Genomic DNA, 16,866 nt, shown 5'->3' on the forward strand with positions numbered 1-16,866 from the left:
CCGTCGATCTTGCCGAACTCGTCGAGTGCGGTCTTGACGATGTTGGCCGCACCCGCGGCATCGGCCACCGAGTCGTAGTTGGCCACCGCGCGTCCGCCAGCCGCCTTGATCTCGGCCACCACCTGATCGGCCATGGCCGATCCGGCACCGGTGCCGTCGCGAGCGCCGCCGAGGTCGTTGACCACGACGCTGGCGCCCTCGCCGGCCAGGGTCAGCGCGTATTCGCGACCAAGTCCGCCGCCGGCGCCGGTGACGACGATGACACGATCCTGCACTCCGGGCATGGGGGTCCTCTCTAGAAGAGCTGTGTGCTGGGAGCCATCGTATGCCCCGCGTTGAGTGAGGAATCTTGCAGAGGTCTTCTCGCGCTTTGCCTGCAGGGTTCCTCACTGAACGGGAGGGTGTGGATGGGCGACGAGCCCGTTCGCCTGAAACTGACAGGGTCGTCATCGTGGAGGCATTCATTGCCAGCGAGGCATTAGCGGCCGGTGCGATCACCCGCTACGAACTGGTTGCAGATCACCGCCGGGTGCTCCCGAACGTGCACGCTCCCAGAGGCACTCAGCTGTCGCTTGATGAACGTATCGCCGCGGCCTGGCTATGGTCGGGTCGCGTCGGCGTCATCACCGGACTCGCAGCCGCGGCACTGCACGGAGCGAAATGGGTAGATCCGGACATCCCCATCGAACTGAATCATCCGCACAACAAGTCGCCAAGCGGTGTCATCACCCGCCGAGACACATTGCTGCGTGGCGAAGTGACGCGAGTACGGCGTATGCCGCTGACGACCGTCGAGCGGACGGCGTTTGATCTCGCCCGGCGCGGTCCGGCCGGCAAGGCCGTTGCATACCTGGATGCTCTCTTCCGGGCTAGGCACTTCAGCGCTGACGATGTACTGGCGATAGTCGGCGCGCATCCGCGAGTCAGAGGTCGCCGGCGCGTGTCGCGGCTTCTCGACCTAGTCGACGGCGGCGCGCAGTCGCCGAAGGAGACGTGGCTTCGGCTGGTGCTCATCGATGCCGGCTTTCCTCGACCGCAGACTCAGATCCCCGTGCGCACTCCCGACGGCTATCCCCGCTACTACCTCGACATGGGCTGGGAGGAATTCATGGTGGCAGTCGAATACGACGGCGAGCAGCATCGCACCGACAGCGCTCAATACCGCGGCGACATCGCCCGATCCGAATACATCGACGGGTGCGGCTGGCGGCGGATCAGGGTGCTCCACGGGCACCGCCGAGAAGACATCATCGACCGCGTGGCGGCGGCGGGGGTACCTCGATACCGCCGTTGAGTGAGGAGCCTTGCCGAGGGTTACTCACAGTTCGTCTGCATGGTTCCTCACTCGGCGCTGGACGGGATGTCAGGCAGTGACCGGGCCGCGCTCGGCGACGACGAAGGTGGTGGAGAAGCCGTCCCGGTACTGCTCATCCTGGTCGGGCACCTCGACCCAGCGGTTCAGTCGGCGCATCTCCTCGGCCGAGACCTGGCCGGTCGCGGTCCAGCCGTGGGCGTTGAGCCAGTCGACGAGCACGGCGCGGTGCGGATCGTTGTATGTCAGGTCCTGAATGGCGACAGGGCGCTCGATGCCGATTCCGTCGGCCATCTTCTCCCAGCGTTCGCGCATCTGAGCGCGACGCTCCTCGTCGTGGTGCTGCACCGCTTCGGCCGACACCCGGCTGCCGGGCACGCTGAGGTCGGTGATCTGCTCGAAGAGCTTGTCCTGAGCCTCGGCGGGCAGATACATCAGCAGGCCCTCGGCCAGCCAGGCGGCGGGCCGGGACGGATCGAAGCCGGCCTCCTTCAGCGCCGCCGGCCAATCCTGGCGTAGGTCGATCGCCACCTCGTGCAACTCGGCGGTCGGCTGCACATCGTGCTCGGCTAGCTTCTCCGCCTTGTATTGCAGCACCTTCGGCTGATCGAGCTCAAAGACGACGGTGCCGGCCGGCCAGTCCAGCCGGTAGGCCCGGGAGTCCAGCCCGGAGGCAAGGATCACGACCTGACGGATACCGGCTGTCACCGCATCGGCGAAGAACGCGTCGAAGAAATGCGTGCGGACGGCCTGATAGGCCAGCATGTTGGTGAAGGCGGCGGCGGCCCCCGGGTCGACGGCGGCGATCCGCTGCTGCATCGTGTCGTCGAGCATGACCTCCCACGTGCCGGTGCCGGTGCCGGCCCCGGCGACCAGGATCGACGCGTAGGGATCGCGGATCAGTGCATCTGGGCTCTCAGTCTCCTTGGCCCGGGCGGCGGCCACCATCACCGCCGTCGAACCGACGCTGGTGGCGATATCCCAGGTGTCATCGTTGCTGCGCAAGCTGCTCATGGAAGCCATCGTAGACGAAAACTTAGCTCGGCTATTCGATGTGTAGGTGGCCGCTCAGCATCCCGAGGAACTGCTCGCTCAGAGTCGCCAGTTGTTCCTGCGTTCCGATGAAACCGGCGTATACCGCCAGGCCCAGCAACATGGTCACCAGCATCTCGGAGGTGATGTCGAGGTTGATGCCGGCGGGCAGTTCGCCGGCGGCGACGGCGTCACCGAGCACCCAGGAGGCGAACTCGCGCGTCCACTCCAGAGCGCCGTTGCGGTCCTTGTTGAGTTGCGGGTGGCGTTGGGCCTCCAGCACCGAGGACACCAGGAAGGCCGCGATGGACGGGTCCTGTTGCTGAGCGCGCAGAGCCGTACCGATGAAAGCGCGCATGCGGCTCTCGAAGGTCGTCTCAGTCCGGGCCAACTCGACGGCCGGAGCGATCACCAGGTCGTTGATCTCATCGACGACCTGCCGGTACAGCGTGAGCTTGGTGGGGAAGTAATGGTTGATAGCGGGACGGGTGAGGTCAGCGCGGGCCGCGATCTCCTGAAAGGTGGCTCCGTAATACCCCAACTCGCTGAACACCTCGCGAGCGACCGTCATGATTCGCCCTCGGGTTTCTGCGGACTTCGCCGCCGGTGGCCTACCGGGACCTCGGCGGGTTTGGGTAGCCATAGCTAAGAGTCTGCCACGCCAACGGGGTGGACCGGCTCGCACGGAAATCCGATCAGATGGCCGTGTGGGGCCTGCTGCGGCCCACTGCGGCCTAGTGTCTTGGTGCATGGCCACCATCGCCGCCCGCGAGTCGTATTTCACGACGGGTCTGGAGGTGCTCGCCGATCAGGGTGTCGGCGGACTCAAACTGGCCGAGGTGTGCGGGCGGCTGGGCGTGACCACCGGCTCCTTCTATCACTACTTCACCAGTTGGTCTGCCTACACCCGCGAGCTGGTCGCCTACTGGATGCAGGACCTCACCGTCCGACTCAGCGAGTTGTTCAGCCAGCAGCCGGATCCGCGCACGCGGATGCAGTTCATCATCAGCGCCGTGCTCGCCCTGCCGCACAGTGCCGAGGCGGCCATCCGGGCGTGGAGTTCGATCGACCCCGAGGTGCACGCGGTACAGGTCGAGGTCGACCGGGTGCGGTTCAAGGTCTGCTACGACTACGCCATGGAGATCTCCGGGGATCAACGGCAGGCCGAGTTGTTCGCCTACTGGTCGGTTTACCTCCTGGTGGGCTACGAGCAGACCACCCTCGAGCGTGATCCGGTGGTCTATGAGGTGATCGCGAACCAGATGTGTGACGACCTGGAAGCGGGACGATTCACCGGCGCACCGCCGACGTGAAGCCCCGGCAGTTCATCGACCGTCTGCACAGCCGCGACCCCGAGAACGACGGCCTGCGCCGAGCGTTGCGCGCCGGGATCATGGTGCCGATCGCCGCTGCGGTGGGCTTTGCGATCGGCGGTGACACTCAGACACCGGTGATCGCGATCATCGGTGCGATCGCCCTGCTGATCGCGACCGACTTCCCCGGCACCCTCGGCCCTCGCGCGCTGGCGTATTGCGGGCTGGGCATCAACGGCATTGCGCTGATCACCCTTGGGACCCTGGCGGCGCCGAACCCCTGGCTGGCGGTGCCACTGTGCTTCATCGTCGGGGCAGGCGTCAGCTTACTCAGCCTGCTCAGTGAGGTCACCGCCGCGGGCCAGCGCGCAACGCTGATGATGTTCATCCTGCCGATCTGCATCCGGCCGGTCGGCCCACTCGGCGACCGGCTACTCGGCTGGCTGATCGCGTTGGCGATCTGTGTGCCGGCCGCTCTGTTCATCTTTCCCCCGCGCTTCAACACCGAACTGCGCCGGCAGGCCGCGCGGGTCTGCGCGGCATTGGCCGATCGCATCGAAGGGACGGTGTCGGAGCAGGAGGTGATCACCGCGATGGAGGCACTGCGGGCCGGATTCGTCCGCCTCGCGGTCTCCCGGCCGGTGGCAATGACGGCGGGCAGTCGGTCACTGATCCGGGTGGTGTCCAACCTGCAGTGGTTATGTGATCGGGTGAGTCCGTCGACCCAGGATCTACTCGGACCACTGACCGGGCCGAGCACCCGGATCCTGCGAGCCTGCGCAGCGGTGCTCAGCGAGGGGCAACGTGACCGCCAACCGGCGGCGCAGGCCGAATTGGATTCCGCGACATACGAACACCGGACACTGGCCTTCGCCCGCTATCGCGACGCTATCGCCGAGATTCTGGCGCTTCCCGATGACCAGACCGCCGTCGAACACGGTCGCGTCCTTCTGAGCAGGCGTGCGTTCGGGTTCACCGTCGGACTGACCGGACGGATCATCGCGGCCACTGCGATCGCCGACTCCCGCCCACTCTGGGCCCGCATCGTCGGAGCGCGCCTGCCCGAAACCGGTTTCGCCGATCGCCTGCAGACCAAGCGGTCCGCCCTGGCATCCCTGGCCGGCTACCTGACCACCGGGTCGGTGTCGGCGCTGATGAGTGTGCGAACCGGTGCCAGTCTTGCAATCGCCTTTGGCGTCACGCTGATACTGCCGATCCAGAACGCGCCATGGGTGGTACTCGGCGCACTGTCGGTGTTGCGCAGCAGCGCACTGACGACGAGATCCACGGCCGTGCGTGCGGTGGCCGGCACGGTGATCGGTTTTGTGGTCGGCGCCATCGTGATCACGACACTCGGGGTGGACCCGGTGGTGATGTGGATACTGCTTCCGGTGGTGGCCTTCGGGTCGACCTACGTCAACGTGGTCGGCTCCTTCGTGGCCAGCCAGGCGATGTTCACCATGATGGTGCTGATCGTGTTCAACCTGATGCAGCCGATGGGCTGGCAGGTCGGACTGATCAGGGTGGAGGACATCGTCGTCGGCGCCACGGTCGGGCTGATCGTCTCCGCACTGCTGTGGCCCCAGGGTGCGGCGGCCGCGGTGCGGAGTGCGATCGACGCAGCCGTTGCCTCGGGATCGCGTTACCTTGCCGCCGCGGTGCATCGGGTGACGCGCGGGGAGTCCGAACAGGCGGACGACGAGGTCGCCGCCCTGAGTCAGGAGAGCATCAAAGCCGCCCGTAGCCACGGCGACGCGGTCCGCACCTACCTGTCGGAGAGCGCCGGGGCCATCGACTCCGAACTGCTCGACGACGGCAACCGGATTCCACGGTTGCGCGTCGCCGCCGATCTGATCGCCGACCTCACTCCCCCACCGCCAGAGGTGTACCCGCGGGCCCGGCAGGTGCTCGACGACCACACCGCCGCGCTGTGTGCACGTATCGACGGCCACGCACCGGCATCACCCGACGCGACGACGTTGCCACCGATCAGCGACGATTTCATACCCGCGCTGCGGGCCGAGGCGCAGCCCGGTGAGTTGGCGGCCCACGCCGCACTGCCACTGGTGACCGCGGCGGCCAATCTGGGCGAACTGGAACTGACCTATCCGGCCGCGACCACACCGGACGTCACCGACATCCGCTAGTCGAGCACCGCGGCAGCGGCCGCCCGCGCGTCGGCCGGACCGGCCGTCGCCAGCGCCGCCTCGGCGGCATCCCGGCACTGCTGCATGGTTACCGACGCCAGCTTGGCCCCCACCGGGGTGACCGCCGACGCGGCGGCCGACAGCGACGTGATCCCCATCCCGATCAGCACGCATGCCAACAGCGGGTCGGCCGCGGCCTCGCCGCAAACCCCGACCGGCTTGCCCACCGCCGCTCCGGCGCGCGCGGTCTGGGCGACCAGGGCGAGCACCCCGGGCTGCCACGGGTCGGTGAGGGTGGCCAATTCCGCGGACATCCGGTCGGCGGCCATCGTGTACTGGGTCAGGTCGTTGGTCCCGATCGACAGGAACTCGACGTGCTCGAGAATCTTGTCGGCCAACAGCGCCGCCGCGGGCACCTCGATCATCACACCCGGAAAGAGTCCGCGGTCGCGAGCCAACTCGGCGAACCGCCGCGCCTCGTCGGCCGTCGCGATCATCGGCGCCATCACCCAGGGTGCGTTACCGGTTTGGGTTCCCGCCGCGGCGATCGCATCCAGTTGGCGCGCAACGAGTTCGGCGTTGCCCTTTGCGATACGGAAGCCGCGCACGCCCAATGCCGGATTCTCCTCCTCCGGGCTGGCGACGAATTTCAGCGGCTTGTCAGATCCGGCATCCAGGGTGCGGATGACGACCTTGTGGCCGGTGAACGCATCGAGCACCTCGGCGTAGATAGTCGCCTGCTCCGCGACGGTGGGCTCGCTGTCCCGGTCCAGGAAGCACAGTTCGGTCCGAAACAATCCAACGCCCTCGACCGGCGCCTGCCGGGCGGCCCGAGCGGCCGAACCGTCGGCCACGTTGGCCAGGATCAGCACCGCGTGACCATCAGAGGTGGCACCGGGACCGGACCAGCCCGCCATCGCCGCGGCAGCGACATCGGCAGTGGCCACCGCCGCCGCCGCGTCGGCCCGGTCGGGGTCGAGGGTGACGGTTCCACGGTTTCCGTCGAGCAGCACCATGGTGCCGGCGGCGACGTCATCGAGGCCGCCGACGGCGACGACGCACGGGATGCCGAGTTGCCGGGCGATGATCGCGGTGTGGCTCGTCGGACCGCCCAGCGACGTCGCCAGTCCGACGACACGGTGCGGATCGAGGCCGGCGGTATCGGCGGGGGCGAGATCCTCGGCGCACAGGATCGAGGGTTGATCCGGGATAGGCACACCGGGTTCGGGCAGACCGGCCAGTTCGGCGATGACCCTGTCGCGGATGTCCTTGAGGTCGGTGACCCGTTCGGCCATCAACCCGCCCATCTTCGTGAACATCTCGATGAACTGGGTGGCCGCGGCGACGGTGGCGCGAACCGCCGGCATTCCGGCATTGATCGCCTTCTCCGCCGCGCCGAGCCAGGCCCGGTCCTGAGCGAGTTGAGCGGTGGCACCGAGGACTTCGGCGGCCGCGCCCTGGGCGGCTGCCGCACGCTCCCGCAACCGGCCGGCGACGGCGGCGGCAGCGGCGCCGAACCGGGCCGCCTCGACCGGGCGCTCGGGTTCGGCCAGTTCACCGCCGGGATCGAGCTGTTCCACCGACGGCAACCGGTTGGTCCGGATGACGGGGGCGAACCGGACACCCGGTACTACCGGGACGCCCTGCAGCATGGTCGGGGATGTCCCCGGGGATGTTCCAGCCATGACGTGGATTACAACAAAACGTTGACAAATCCACAGGAGCGGCGGTAAAACAACATATACCCACATAAAGTAGGTATGTTCGCACTTAGTTGCCAGAAGCAGCCGTCACCCAGCAGTTGGAGCGTCGTGTACCCCGAGGAACGCCAGCAGGCCATCGCTACGCAGGTCCTGTCACAGGGCCGCGCATCGGTGACCGAGTTGGCGCAGACCTACGACGTCACCACCGAGACCGTGCGTCGCGACCTCGCGGTGCTCGACCGGGCCGGGGTGCTGCGGCGGGTGCACGGCGGCGCCGTCCCGATGCGCGCACTGCACCTGGTCGAATCCAGCGTCGATGAACGGCAGTCCACCCGGTCCGACCACAAGCAGTCGATCGCCCGCGCAGCCGCCGAGTTCTTTCCGCAGTCCGGAGCGACCGTGCTGTTCGATGCCGGAACAACCACGGCGCGACTGGCCGCCCTGCTTCCCGCCGACCGGGATCTGCTGGCCGTCACCAACTCGGTGCCGATCGCGGCGCGACTGGCGAACCTGGCCCCGGTGTCTCTGCAACTGCTCGGCGGTCGGGTGCGGGGGCTGACCCAGGCCACCGTCGGCGAGCAAGCGGTGACGACGCTGGCGTCGCTGCGCGTCGACACAGCCTTCATCGGCACCAATGGCATCAGCATCCGGCACGGCCTGTCCACCCCCGACCCGGACGAGGCCGCCGTCAAGCGGGCCATGGTCGGCTGCGCCAACTTGGTCGTCGTCGTGGCCGACTCGTCGAAGATCGGTCGTGAGGAGTTCGTCAGCTTCGCCCCGATCGACCGTGTCGACGTTCTGGTCACCGACTCCGAGATCAGTACCGCCGACCACCGTGCTCTCACTGACGCCGGTGTCGAAGTCGTTGTTGCGCAGGAACACCCATGATCGTCACCGTCACTGCGAACCCCAGCATCGACCGCACCGTCGCCCTGCCCGGTGAACTGGTGCGCGGTGCGGTGCACCGAGTGACCTCGGTATCCTCGGAACCGGGCGGTAAGGGTGTCAATGTGGCCCGTGCGCTGACCCTGGCCGGACTGGACACCGTCGCGGTACTGCCGGCGGCCGAGGACGACGCGTTTCTGACTGCCCTGCGCGTCCAGCGCGTCAGGTTCCACGCAGTCCCGGTGTCAGGCGCTGTGCGCACCAACCTCGCCATCACCGAAAATGACGGCACCACAACCAAACTCAATGAACCAGGGTCAGAACTGTCCGCAGCCGACAGCGCGACATTGACCGAGGCCGTACTGGAGCGGGCTCAGTTCGCGCAGTGGGTGGTGCTGTCCGGGTCGCTGCCCCCGGGCCTTCCGGACAGCTGGTACTCCGACATGGTGAACCTGCTGCGACCCTACGGTTGCAAGGTCGCAGTGGACACCTCCGATGCTCCGCTGGCGGCACTGGCCGCCGGACTGGACCGTGCCGCTCCCGATCTGATCAAACCGAACTCCGAGGAGCTGGCCGGATTGGCCGGAGTCACCGCGGAGTCGCTGGAAGCCGCCCTGGCGCAGGGGGATACCGGTCCGGTCGTGCGCGCATCCCGACTGCTGCTCGACCGTGGCGTCGGTGCGGTGCTGGCAACCCTCGGCGCAGCCGGTGCGGTGCTCGTCGATCGCACCGGGGCCTGGATGGCCACCCCACCCCCGGTTCAACCCAGCAGCACCGTCGGCGCCGGCGACTCCGCCCTGGCCGGGTATGTGCGGGCCGAAGTCAGCGGAGCAGGCCCGCAGGCGCGGTTACAGATGGCGGTCGCCTACGGCAGCGCCGCTGCCGCCCTGCCGGGTTCGGCACTACCGTCCCCGGCTCACTTGAACCTCGACGACGTGGTGGTCACGTCGGTCACCGATCCCCCTGAAGGTGTGGCATGAGCACGATAATCACTACCGACCTCGTCCTCCTCGATGCCGACGGCGGTGCCGACAAGGCGGCCGTGATCGACCGGATGTCAACGCTGCTGACCGCCGCGGGCCGGGCATCGGACGCCCGGTCTTTACGCGATGCGGCGCTGGCGCGGGAGGCACAGTCGGCCACCGGGCTACCGGGCGGCATCGCGATTCCGCACTGCCGGTCGGCGACCGTGCGCGAGCCGTCGATCGCATTCGCCCGGTTGCGGCCCGCCGTCGACTTCGGCGCACCCGATGGACCGGCCGAGCTGATTTTCCTGATCGCCGCCCCCGACGGCGCGGGCGCAGAGCACATGGCGGTGCTCTCCAACCTGGCTCGCGCCCTGGTGCGTCCGGAGTTCGTCGCTTCGTTGCGGGCGGCGGGCTCACCGGCCGATGTGGTCACTTTGGTCGAGGGTGCGGTTGGCGGTGTGGCAGCAGCCGGCACGGCGGCGGCACCGATTGGCAGCGACGCGACGTCGATCATCGCGATCACCGCATGCCCAACCGGTATCGCACACACTTACATGGCAGCCGACGCCCTGAAGTTGGCCGCCGAGCGGGCCGGTGTCCGGCTCACGGTGGAGACCCAGGGATCCTCGGGCAGCACCCCGGTAGATCAGGCGACGATCGGCGAGGCCGACGCAGTCATCTTCGCCACCGACGTGGGCGTCAAAGACCGACAGCGCTTCGCAGGTAAGCCGTTGATCGCATCGGGGGTCAAGCGCGCGATCAACGAACCGGACGCAATGATCGCCGAAGCCGTTGCCGCCGTGGGTAACCCGAACGCCGCGAAAGTTGAGGGCACTGCCGCCGCAGCGGCTCCGGGCTCCGTATCCGGCAGTTTGGGCTGGGGCACCCGCCTGCGGCAGATCCTGCTGACCGGCGTGAGCTACATGATCCCGTTCGTGGCGGCCGGCGGTCTGCTGATCGCCCTGGGCTTCCTGCTGGCCGGTTACGACATCGCCAACAAGCCCGAGGGTAAGACCGACTCGCTGGCTCACATCATCGCCACCACGAACACGCTGACCAACCTGCCCAGCGGCGGCCTGGCCCAGTATCTGGGTGCGGTGTTGTTCACCCTGGGCGGGCTGGCATTCGGATTCCTGGTGCCGGCCCTCGCCGGCTACATCTCCTTCGCGATCGCCGACCGGCCGGGAATCGCTCCTGGATTCACCGCAGGCGCGGTCGCGGTATTCGTCGGCGGCGGCTTCATCGGCGGCATCGTCGGTGGTCTGATCGCCGGGTTCGCCGCACTGTGGATCAGCCGGGTCGACGTACCGCAGTGGGCGCGCGGCCTGATGCCTGTAGTGATCATTCCGCTCGGTGCCTCACTGGCCGTCGGCCTGCTGATGTTCCTGCTGCTGGGCCGACCGCTGGCAGCCATCACCTCCGGGCTGACCAGCTGGCTGAGCGGACTGACCGGCGGATCGGTCATCATCCTCGGCGTCATCCTCGGCCTGATGATGTGCTTCGATCTCGGCGGACCGGTGAACAAGGCGGCCTACGCGTTCGCCACCGCCGGGCTCAACATCGCCGAGCCGGCCAGCTTGCGGATCATGGCCGCGGTGATGGCGGCCGGCATGGTGCCCCCGCTGGCGATGGCGCTGGCCACCACCCTGCGGCCGCGACTGTTCAGCGAGCCGGAACGGGAGAACGGCCGGGCGGCCTGGCTCCTCGGCGCCTCATTCATCTCCGAGGGGGCCATCCCGTTCGCCGCTGCCGACCCCTTCCGCGTGATCCCGTCGATGATGGCCGGCGGAGCGGTGACCGGGGCGATGATCATGGCATTCGACGTGACACTGAAAGCGCCGCACGGCGGGATCTTCGTGTTCTTCGCGATCGGTCACCTGTTGTGGTTCCTGGTGGCGCTCGCGGCAGGTACGGTGATCGGCGCACTGGCAGTCATCGCCGCCAAGCAGTTCGTCAACCCGAAGGCCGAGGCGCAAGCGAACGCCGCGTTCGCCTCTGCCTGAGATACAAGGAGCCGATATGCCCAGTAAGACCGTTACCGTCGGTTCAGCCGTCGGACTGCATGCCCGGCCCGCCGCGGTGATCTCCGAGGCCGTGGTGAACGCCGGCGTGCCGGTGACACTGTCGCTGGACGGCGGAGAGCCGGTGGACGCCGGGTCGGCGTTGATGATCATGACCCTGGGCGCCGGTAAGGGCGCTGCGATCACCATCGAGACCGATGACCCGGCCGTGCTGGCCGCGATCGCCGAACTGGTGGAGTCCGACCTCGACGCCTGATCCGCCGCTACTCGGGCACCGCATCGGCATCGTCGCTCCGATCCCCCGGCGACTTGCAGCACTCCTGCAGCCAGATCGCGGCGGCAACAAGTGCCAGCGCGCTCACCGCCGCGATGATCACCCCGGGCGTATCGGCGGCGGCCACCCGCAGTTCCGAGCGCTTGGGCATCAGGTAGGTGAGCACTCCCAGCCACCAACCGAGCACAACCGCGCCCAACCAGGCGGAGGCCTTGGCGATGGCCACCGTGCGCGCCACGGCCAGCGGATGCAGCCGTCCCGCACCGGCGCCGATCTGGCCGGCCGCGATCTTGCCCCGCACCGACCATCCCCAACCCGCCTCCACCACCGCGACTGCGAGCAGTGAGAGTCCGGTCATCACCGTGATCGGTGGGAAATAGCGGTAAAGCACATGTACCAGCAGAAAGCCGAGCACTGCGGCGATCGCCACCCCGGCAGCAAGGTCACGCTTGCGGGTGGGTCCCATCAGTCACCGCCGCCCAGCGCCAACGCCGTCGGACGCACGCCGTCGCGTTCGACGGCGTCGAGGTCATCGAGCAGGCTCTGCGCCGACTGCGACCGGCCGTCGACGGTCAAAGCGGCGGCCGGATCGACGGCCAGCCACGGCACCAGCACGAAGGCCCGCTGATGGGCGAAGGGATGCGGCAGGGTGAGTTCGGTCTGACTGCAACGCACTTCGCGCCCGGCCTCATAACAGCTGACCAGATCGACGTCGAGGGTGCGGGGCCCCCACTTCTGGGTGCGCACCCGCGCGTTGTCGTTCTCCAACTGCTGGGCACGCCGCAACCAGGCGTGCGCATCGACGGCATCGTCCTCGGCGATCACGACGGCGTTGAGGAAGGCCTCCTGATCCACCCCACCCCAGGCGTCGGTCTCGAACACCGGGGAGACCGCGCGCACCGCATCGCCGAGTCCGTCCACGACGGCCTGCAGCCTTCCCAGGCGATCACCCATATTCGAACCGATGGACAGCACGACCCGGCTCATGTGGCCGCCGGCACGATCTGGCCGCCGCGCCCACCGCGGCGGGAACGGCGCGCGACGACGGCAACATCAGCGAATGTCAACGGAATCGGTGCGTGTGGCTTGTGCACCGTGACCTCCGTGGCGTGGACGCGGGCATCGGTCATCACATCCTCGGCGATCTCGGCAGCCACCGTCTCGATCAGATCGCGGGCGGGCCCGGTGACGATATCTGCGGCGCGCTGAGCCAGTACCCCGTAGTCAAAGGTGTCGTTCAGGTCGTCGCTGGCAGCGGCATCGGCCAGGTCGATCCAGACGGTGATGTCGATGATGAAATCCTGGCCGTCACGGCGTTCGTGGTCGAAGACGCCGTGGTTGCCGCGAATCATCAAGCCGCGCAGTTCAATCCGATCAGTCACTGGTATCACTCCCGTTCTGCCAGGCATCGACGACTTTGAGGGCGTCGACACTCGCCCGAACGTCATGGACCCGAACTCCCCATGCACCATGGAGAGCTGCCAGTGCCGAGATGACCGCGGTGGCCGTCTCACGGCCGTCCGGCGTTCGCGGCGTTCCGTCCGAATCTGCCAGCAGCGAACCGAGAAAACGCTTGCGGGACGCACCGACCAGTACCGGTATCCCGGTTGCGATCAAAATGGGAAGCGCCTGCAACAGCGCCCAATTGTGGTGCGCCGTCTTGGCGAAACCGAGGCCGGGATCAATGATCAGATTGTCTCGCTGGACTCCGGCGGCGACCGCCGCTTCGACGCCGGTAAGCAATTCGTCGCGCACCCGGACCACCACGTCGTCGTAGTGGGGTACCTCGTGCGGCTGGTCTGCCTGAACGGAGCGCCAGTGCATGAGCACCCACGGCACCCCGGCCTCGGCGATCACCCGCGCCATCTCCGGATCCGCACGTCCACCGCTGACGTCGTTGACGATGGCGGCCCCACTGTCGAGTGCGGCTCGGGCCACCGCGGCATGCATGGTGTCGATGCTGACGGTGAGTCCCTGGTCCGCAAGCCCTTTGACGACCGGGACAACGCGGGCGATCTCGACATCCGCATCGATGCGGACGGCCCCGGGACGGGTGGACTCACCGCCGACGTCGATGATCGCCGCGCCATCGGCGGCCAGTGCCACGCCGTGGTGCACAGCGCGTGCCGGATCGAGGAAGCGTCCACCGTCGGAGAAAGAGTCATCGGTGACGTTGACGACACCCATCACGACCGGGCCCGTCACCTGCACGCGGGGTTGCGTCGTCACTTGCGCAGGATCAGACCCAGCGCCTCGGATCGGGATGCGTCGTTGGACTTGAAGACACCCCGCACCGCCGACGTCGTGGTGATCGCACCGGCCTTACGCACACCGCGCATGGCCATGCAGAGATGCTCGGCCTCGATCACCACGATGACACCGCGCGGCTTCAGCTTGCGCACCACGGCATCTGCTATCTGGGCGGTCAACCGCTCTTGGACCTGCGGGCGTTTGGCATACAGATCGACCACCCGTGCCAGCTTGGAGAGTCCGGTGACGCGGCCGTCCTCACCGGGGATGTAGCCGACGTGTGCCATCCCGTGGAAGGCCACGAGATGGTGCTCGCAGGTGGAGTACATCGGGATCTGCTTGACCAGAACAAGTTCCTCGTGACCCTCGTCAAAGGTGGTGTCCAGCACCGCATCCGGGTCGGTGTAGAGGCCGGCGAACATCTCCCGGTAGGCGCGCGCGACTCGCGCAGGAGTGTCCTGCAGACCGTTGCGGTCGGGGTCCTCACCGACGGCCAGCAACAACTCCCGAACAGCGGCCTCAGCACGAGGCTGGTCGAACTCGGGGATGTTGAGCGTGACCGAATCGCGATGCGGCATCGAAGCTCCGTCCGTTTAATCCGTCGATGCGCGGTGCTTCGGACGGCCTTCGTCATCGCCGCCGGCGTCCTGTTGGGCAGGACCGGAACCGGGATGGCCCGGTGTCGGCTGTGGCTGGTAGGGCGGGTAGGGCTGATTCTGCTGCTGCGGCGCACCCCAACCCTGCTGAGGCGGCGGATACCAGTAGCCCGGCTGCTGCTGGTGCGGGGGCGGTGGCCAACCGGGCGCATGCCAGCCCGCCGGGGCGCCGTAGTCGGGCTGACCCTGCTGTGGCTGCCGGCCGGCCGGATGCGCACCGTTGCCGTTGCCGTTTCCGTTGCCACCGTTGGGCTGCTGTGCCTGGTGGGCGGCGCTGGCTTGGGCGATGGCCTTCTTGAAAGCCGGTTCGGGCATCGGCTGTGGCCAGGGTTCGCCGCGCTCGATAGCGAGCTCACCCGGTGTCTTGATCGGCGGTTTGTCCGACGGGATCCGTCCGCCGAAGTCGTCGAACACGGTCAGGCGCGGGCGCTTCTGGATGCCGGCGAAGATGACCTCCAGTTCGGCACGGTGCAGCGTCTCCTTCTCCAGGAGTTCGGCCGCCAGCACGTCGAGCACATCGCGATGCTCGGTCAGGATCGCCCAGGCCTCGTCGTGCGCGGCCTCGATGAGCTTGCGAACCTCATCGTCGATGTCGCGGGCGACCTCATGGCTGTAATCGGCCTGGGTGCCCATGGTGCGGCCGAGGAACGGGTCGCCGTGTTCGGTGCCGTAGCGAACCGCACCCAGCTTGGAGCTCATGCCGTACTCGGTGACCATCGCGCGGGCGATCTTGGTGGCCTGTTCGATATCGGAGACCGCACCGGTGGTCGGCTCCCGGAACACCAACTCCTCGGCTGCGCGCCCGCCCATGGCGAACACCAGTCGGGCGATCATCTCCGAGCGGGTCATCAGGCCCTTGTCGTCCTCGGGCACGCTCACCGCGTGTCCGCCGGTTCGGCCACGGGCCAGGATCGTCACCTTGTAGATCGGCTCGATATCGGTCATCGCCCAGGCCGCCAGGGTGTGGCCGCCCTCGTGGTACGCGGTGATCTTCTTCTCGGTCTCGCTGATCACCCGGCCCTTGCGGCGAGGGCCGCCGATCACCCGGTCAACGGCTTCTTCCAGCGCGGCTCCGGTGATGACGGTGCCGTTCTCGCGGGCGGTGAGTAGCGCAGCCTCGTTGATCACGTTGGCCAGGTCCGCGCCTGACATGCCCACGGTGCGCTTGGCCAGACCGTCGAGGTCAGCACCCGGCGCCAGAGGCTTGCCCTGCGAGTGCACCCGCAGCACCGCCTTCCGGCCGGCCAGATCCGGCGAGGAGACCGGAATCTGCCGGTCGAACCGGCCCGGTCGCAGCAGCGCGGGGTCGAGGATGTCGGGCCGGTTGGTGGCCGCGATCAGGATGACGCCCTGGCGCTCACCGAAGCCGTCCATCTCGACCAGCAACTGGTTGAGGGTCTGCTCACGCTCGTCATGGCCGCCGCCCAGGCCGGCACCGCGCTGGCGGCCGACCGCGTCGATCTCGTCGACGAAGATGATCGACGGCGAACTCTGTTTGGCCTGCTCGAAAAGATCACGGACGCGGGATGCGCCGACTCCGACGAACTTCTCGACGAAATCCGAACCGGAGATCGTGAAGAACGGCACGCCGGCCTCACCGGCGACGGCGCGGGCCAGCAGGGTCTTGCCCGTGCCCGGCGGGCCGTAGAGCAGCACGCCCTTGGGGATCTTGGCGCCGAGGGCCTGATAGCGGGCCGGGTTCTGCAGGAAGTCCTTGATCTCGTAGAGCTCCTCGACCGCCTCGTCGGCGCCGGCGACATCGGCGAAGGTGGTCTTGGGCATGTCCTTGGACAGCTGCTTGGCCCGCGACTTACCGAAGCCGAAGCCCATCCGGCCGCCGGTCTGCATCCGCGAGAACAGCACGAACAGGCCGACCAACAGCAGTATCGGCAGCAGGTAGACCAGCAGTGAACCCAGCACGCTGGGGGTGTTGACCGCGGTGTTGGTCTTGATGCCCTTGGCGGTCAGGGAGTCGAACAACGGAACCGCATAGCCGGTCGGGTACTTGGCGATGACCTTCGTGGAGTTGGCCGTCTCGGCGCTGGCGGACTTCAGGTCCAGGCGCAACTGCTGTTCGCGGTCATCGATCTGGGCGTTCTTGACGTTGTCGGCTTTGATCTGCTGGACCGCCACCGAGGTGTCGACCGGCTTGAAGCCGCGGGTGTCGTCATTGAAGAAGAAGAACAGCCAGCCGAGAAGCAGCACGGCCGCAATAACGGTGAGTGTGCGGAATACAGTTTTCCGGTTCATCAAGCATCGGCCCGCAAAGGGCCCCGTCCTTCCAATCGCTGCCCAGGAACGTTCA

The 16,866-nt window shown here is 67.6% G+C and carries 17 protein-coding genes; 7 read left to right on the forward strand and 10 right to left on the reverse strand.

Annotation, left to right across the window (positions count from 1 at the left end; all coding sequences use genetic code 11):
* On the reverse strand, nucleotides 1-284 hold a 284-nt coding region (locus tag ACR2JI_RS10770; protein WP_526390064.1), incomplete at its 3' end, for an SDR family NAD(P)-dependent oxidoreductase.
* 164 nt (nucleotides 285-448) lie between these two features.
* Between ACR2JI_RS10770 and ACR2JI_RS10775 the strand changes: the two genes are divergently transcribed.
* Complete coding sequence (locus ACR2JI_RS10775; protein ID WP_526390119.1) at nucleotides 449-1,294, forward strand: type IV toxin-antitoxin system AbiEi family antitoxin; 846 nt, start codon at nucleotides 449-451, stop codon at nucleotides 1,292-1,294.
* Nucleotides 1,295-1,363: 69 nt separating this feature from the next.
* Here the strand turns inward: ACR2JI_RS10775 and ACR2JI_RS10780 are convergent, their stop codons facing one another.
* Nucleotides 1,364-2,326, reverse strand: a complete 963-nt coding sequence (locus ACR2JI_RS10780) for a class I SAM-dependent methyltransferase (protein WP_526390065.1) — start codon at nucleotides 2,324-2,326, stop codon at nucleotides 1,364-1,366.
* Nucleotides 2,327-2,357: 31 nt separating this feature from the next.
* Nucleotides 2,358-2,915, reverse strand: coding sequence for a TetR/AcrR family transcriptional regulator (locus ACR2JI_RS10785; protein ID WP_526390066.1), 558 nt, complete (start codon nucleotides 2,913-2,915; stop codon nucleotides 2,358-2,360).
* Between the two features lie 178 nt (nucleotides 2,916-3,093).
* On the opposite strand from ACR2JI_RS10785, the gene ACR2JI_RS10790 reads away from it, so the two are divergent.
* Together ACR2JI_RS10790 and ACR2JI_RS10795 are read left to right on the forward strand one after the other, a co-directional pair.
* Nucleotides 3,094-3,657 carry a TetR/AcrR family transcriptional regulator gene (locus tag ACR2JI_RS10790; protein ID WP_526390067.1) on the forward strand — a complete coding sequence of 188 codons (564 nt, stop codon included), beginning with the start codon at nucleotides 3,094-3,096 and terminating at the stop codon, nucleotides 3,655-3,657.
* Nucleotides 3,654-5,804 (forward strand): FUSC family protein, encoded by a 2,151-nt coding sequence (locus ACR2JI_RS10795; protein ID WP_526390068.1) that lies wholly within the window; start codon nucleotides 3,654-3,656, stop codon nucleotides 5,802-5,804. Before ACR2JI_RS10790 ends, ACR2JI_RS10795 begins: the two co-directional genes overlap by 4 nt.
* On the opposite strand, the gene ptsP is transcribed toward ACR2JI_RS10795, so the two are convergent.
* Nucleotides 5,801-7,489: a phosphoenolpyruvate--protein phosphotransferase gene (gene ptsP, locus ACR2JI_RS10800; protein WP_526390069.1), complete on the reverse strand. Its 1,689-nt coding sequence runs from the start codon at nucleotides 7,487-7,489 to the stop codon at nucleotides 5,801-5,803. The two genes, ACR2JI_RS10795 and ptsP, sit on opposite strands and share 4 nt — an antisense overlap.
* A gap of 126 nt (nucleotides 7,490-7,615) precedes the next feature.
* Between ptsP and ACR2JI_RS10805 the strand changes: the two genes are divergently transcribed.
* Genes ACR2JI_RS10805 through ACR2JI_RS10820 form a run of 4 tightly spaced genes read left to right on the forward strand, consistent with a single transcriptional unit; the run spans nucleotide 7,616 to nucleotide 11,637 of the window.
* Entirely contained in the window at nucleotides 7,616-8,395 is a 780-nt protein-coding gene (locus ACR2JI_RS10805; protein WP_526390120.1) for a DeoR/GlpR family DNA-binding transcription regulator, read from the forward strand.
* Nucleotides 8,392-9,372 carry a 1-phosphofructokinase family hexose kinase gene (locus ACR2JI_RS10810; RefSeq protein ID WP_526390070.1) on the forward strand — a complete coding sequence of 327 codons (981 nt, stop codon included), beginning with the start codon at nucleotides 8,392-8,394 and terminating at the stop codon, nucleotides 9,370-9,372. Before ACR2JI_RS10805 ends, ACR2JI_RS10810 begins: the two co-directional genes overlap by 4 nt.
* Complete coding sequence (locus ACR2JI_RS10815; protein WP_526390071.1) at nucleotides 9,369-11,363, forward strand: PTS fructose transporter subunit IIABC; 1,995 nt, start codon at nucleotides 9,369-9,371, stop codon at nucleotides 11,361-11,363. Before ACR2JI_RS10810 ends, ACR2JI_RS10815 begins: the two co-directional genes overlap by 4 nt.
* Nucleotides 11,364-11,379: 16 nt before the next feature.
* Entirely contained in the window at nucleotides 11,380-11,637 is a 258-nt protein-coding gene (locus ACR2JI_RS10820) for an HPr family phosphocarrier protein (protein ID WP_526390072.1), read from the forward strand.
* Nucleotides 11,638-11,644: 7 nt separating this feature from the next.
* On the opposite strand, the gene ACR2JI_RS10825 is transcribed toward ACR2JI_RS10820, so the two are convergent.
* The 6 genes from ACR2JI_RS10825 to ftsH are packed head-to-tail and all read right to left on the reverse strand — an operon-like array spanning nucleotide 11,645 to nucleotide 16,811.
* Complete coding sequence (locus ACR2JI_RS10825; protein WP_526390073.1) at nucleotides 11,645-12,121, reverse strand: DUF3180 family protein; 477 nt, start codon at nucleotides 12,119-12,121, stop codon at nucleotides 11,645-11,647.
* Nucleotides 12,121-12,642 (reverse strand): 2-amino-4-hydroxy-6-hydroxymethyldihydropteridine diphosphokinase, encoded by a 522-nt coding sequence (folK, locus tag ACR2JI_RS10830; protein ID WP_526390074.1) that lies wholly within the window; start codon nucleotides 12,640-12,642, stop codon nucleotides 12,121-12,123. The genes ACR2JI_RS10825 and folK overlap by 1 nt, the downstream gene beginning before the upstream one ends.
* A complete protein-coding gene (gene folB / locus ACR2JI_RS10835) occupies nucleotides 12,639-13,037 on the reverse strand; it encodes a dihydroneopterin aldolase (RefSeq protein WP_526390075.1) in 399 nt (132 codons plus the stop codon). Before folB ends, folK begins: the two co-directional genes overlap by 4 nt.
* Nucleotides 13,030-13,842 (reverse strand): dihydropteroate synthase, encoded by an 813-nt coding sequence (folP, locus tag ACR2JI_RS10840; RefSeq protein ID WP_526390121.1) that lies wholly within the window; start codon nucleotides 13,840-13,842, stop codon nucleotides 13,030-13,032. Before folP ends, folB begins: the two co-directional genes overlap by 8 nt.
* 38 nt (nucleotides 13,843-13,880) lie before the next feature.
* Nucleotides 13,881-14,483, reverse strand: a complete 603-nt coding sequence (gene folE, locus ACR2JI_RS10845; RefSeq protein ID WP_526390076.1) for a GTP cyclohydrolase I FolE — start codon at nucleotides 14,481-14,483, stop codon at nucleotides 13,881-13,883.
* A 15-nt stretch (nucleotides 14,484-14,498) separates the two neighbouring features.
* Nucleotides 14,499-16,811, reverse strand: a complete 2,313-nt coding sequence (gene ftsH, locus ACR2JI_RS10850) for an ATP-dependent zinc metalloprotease FtsH (protein WP_526390077.1) — start codon at nucleotides 16,809-16,811, stop codon at nucleotides 14,499-14,501.
* Nucleotides 16,812-16,866: the final 55 nt, after the last annotated feature.

The sequence above is a fragment of the Mycobacterium sp. genome (assembly GCF_051006775.1).
Lineage (GTDB): Bacteria > Actinomycetota > Actinomycetes > Mycobacteriales > Mycobacteriaceae > Mycobacterium.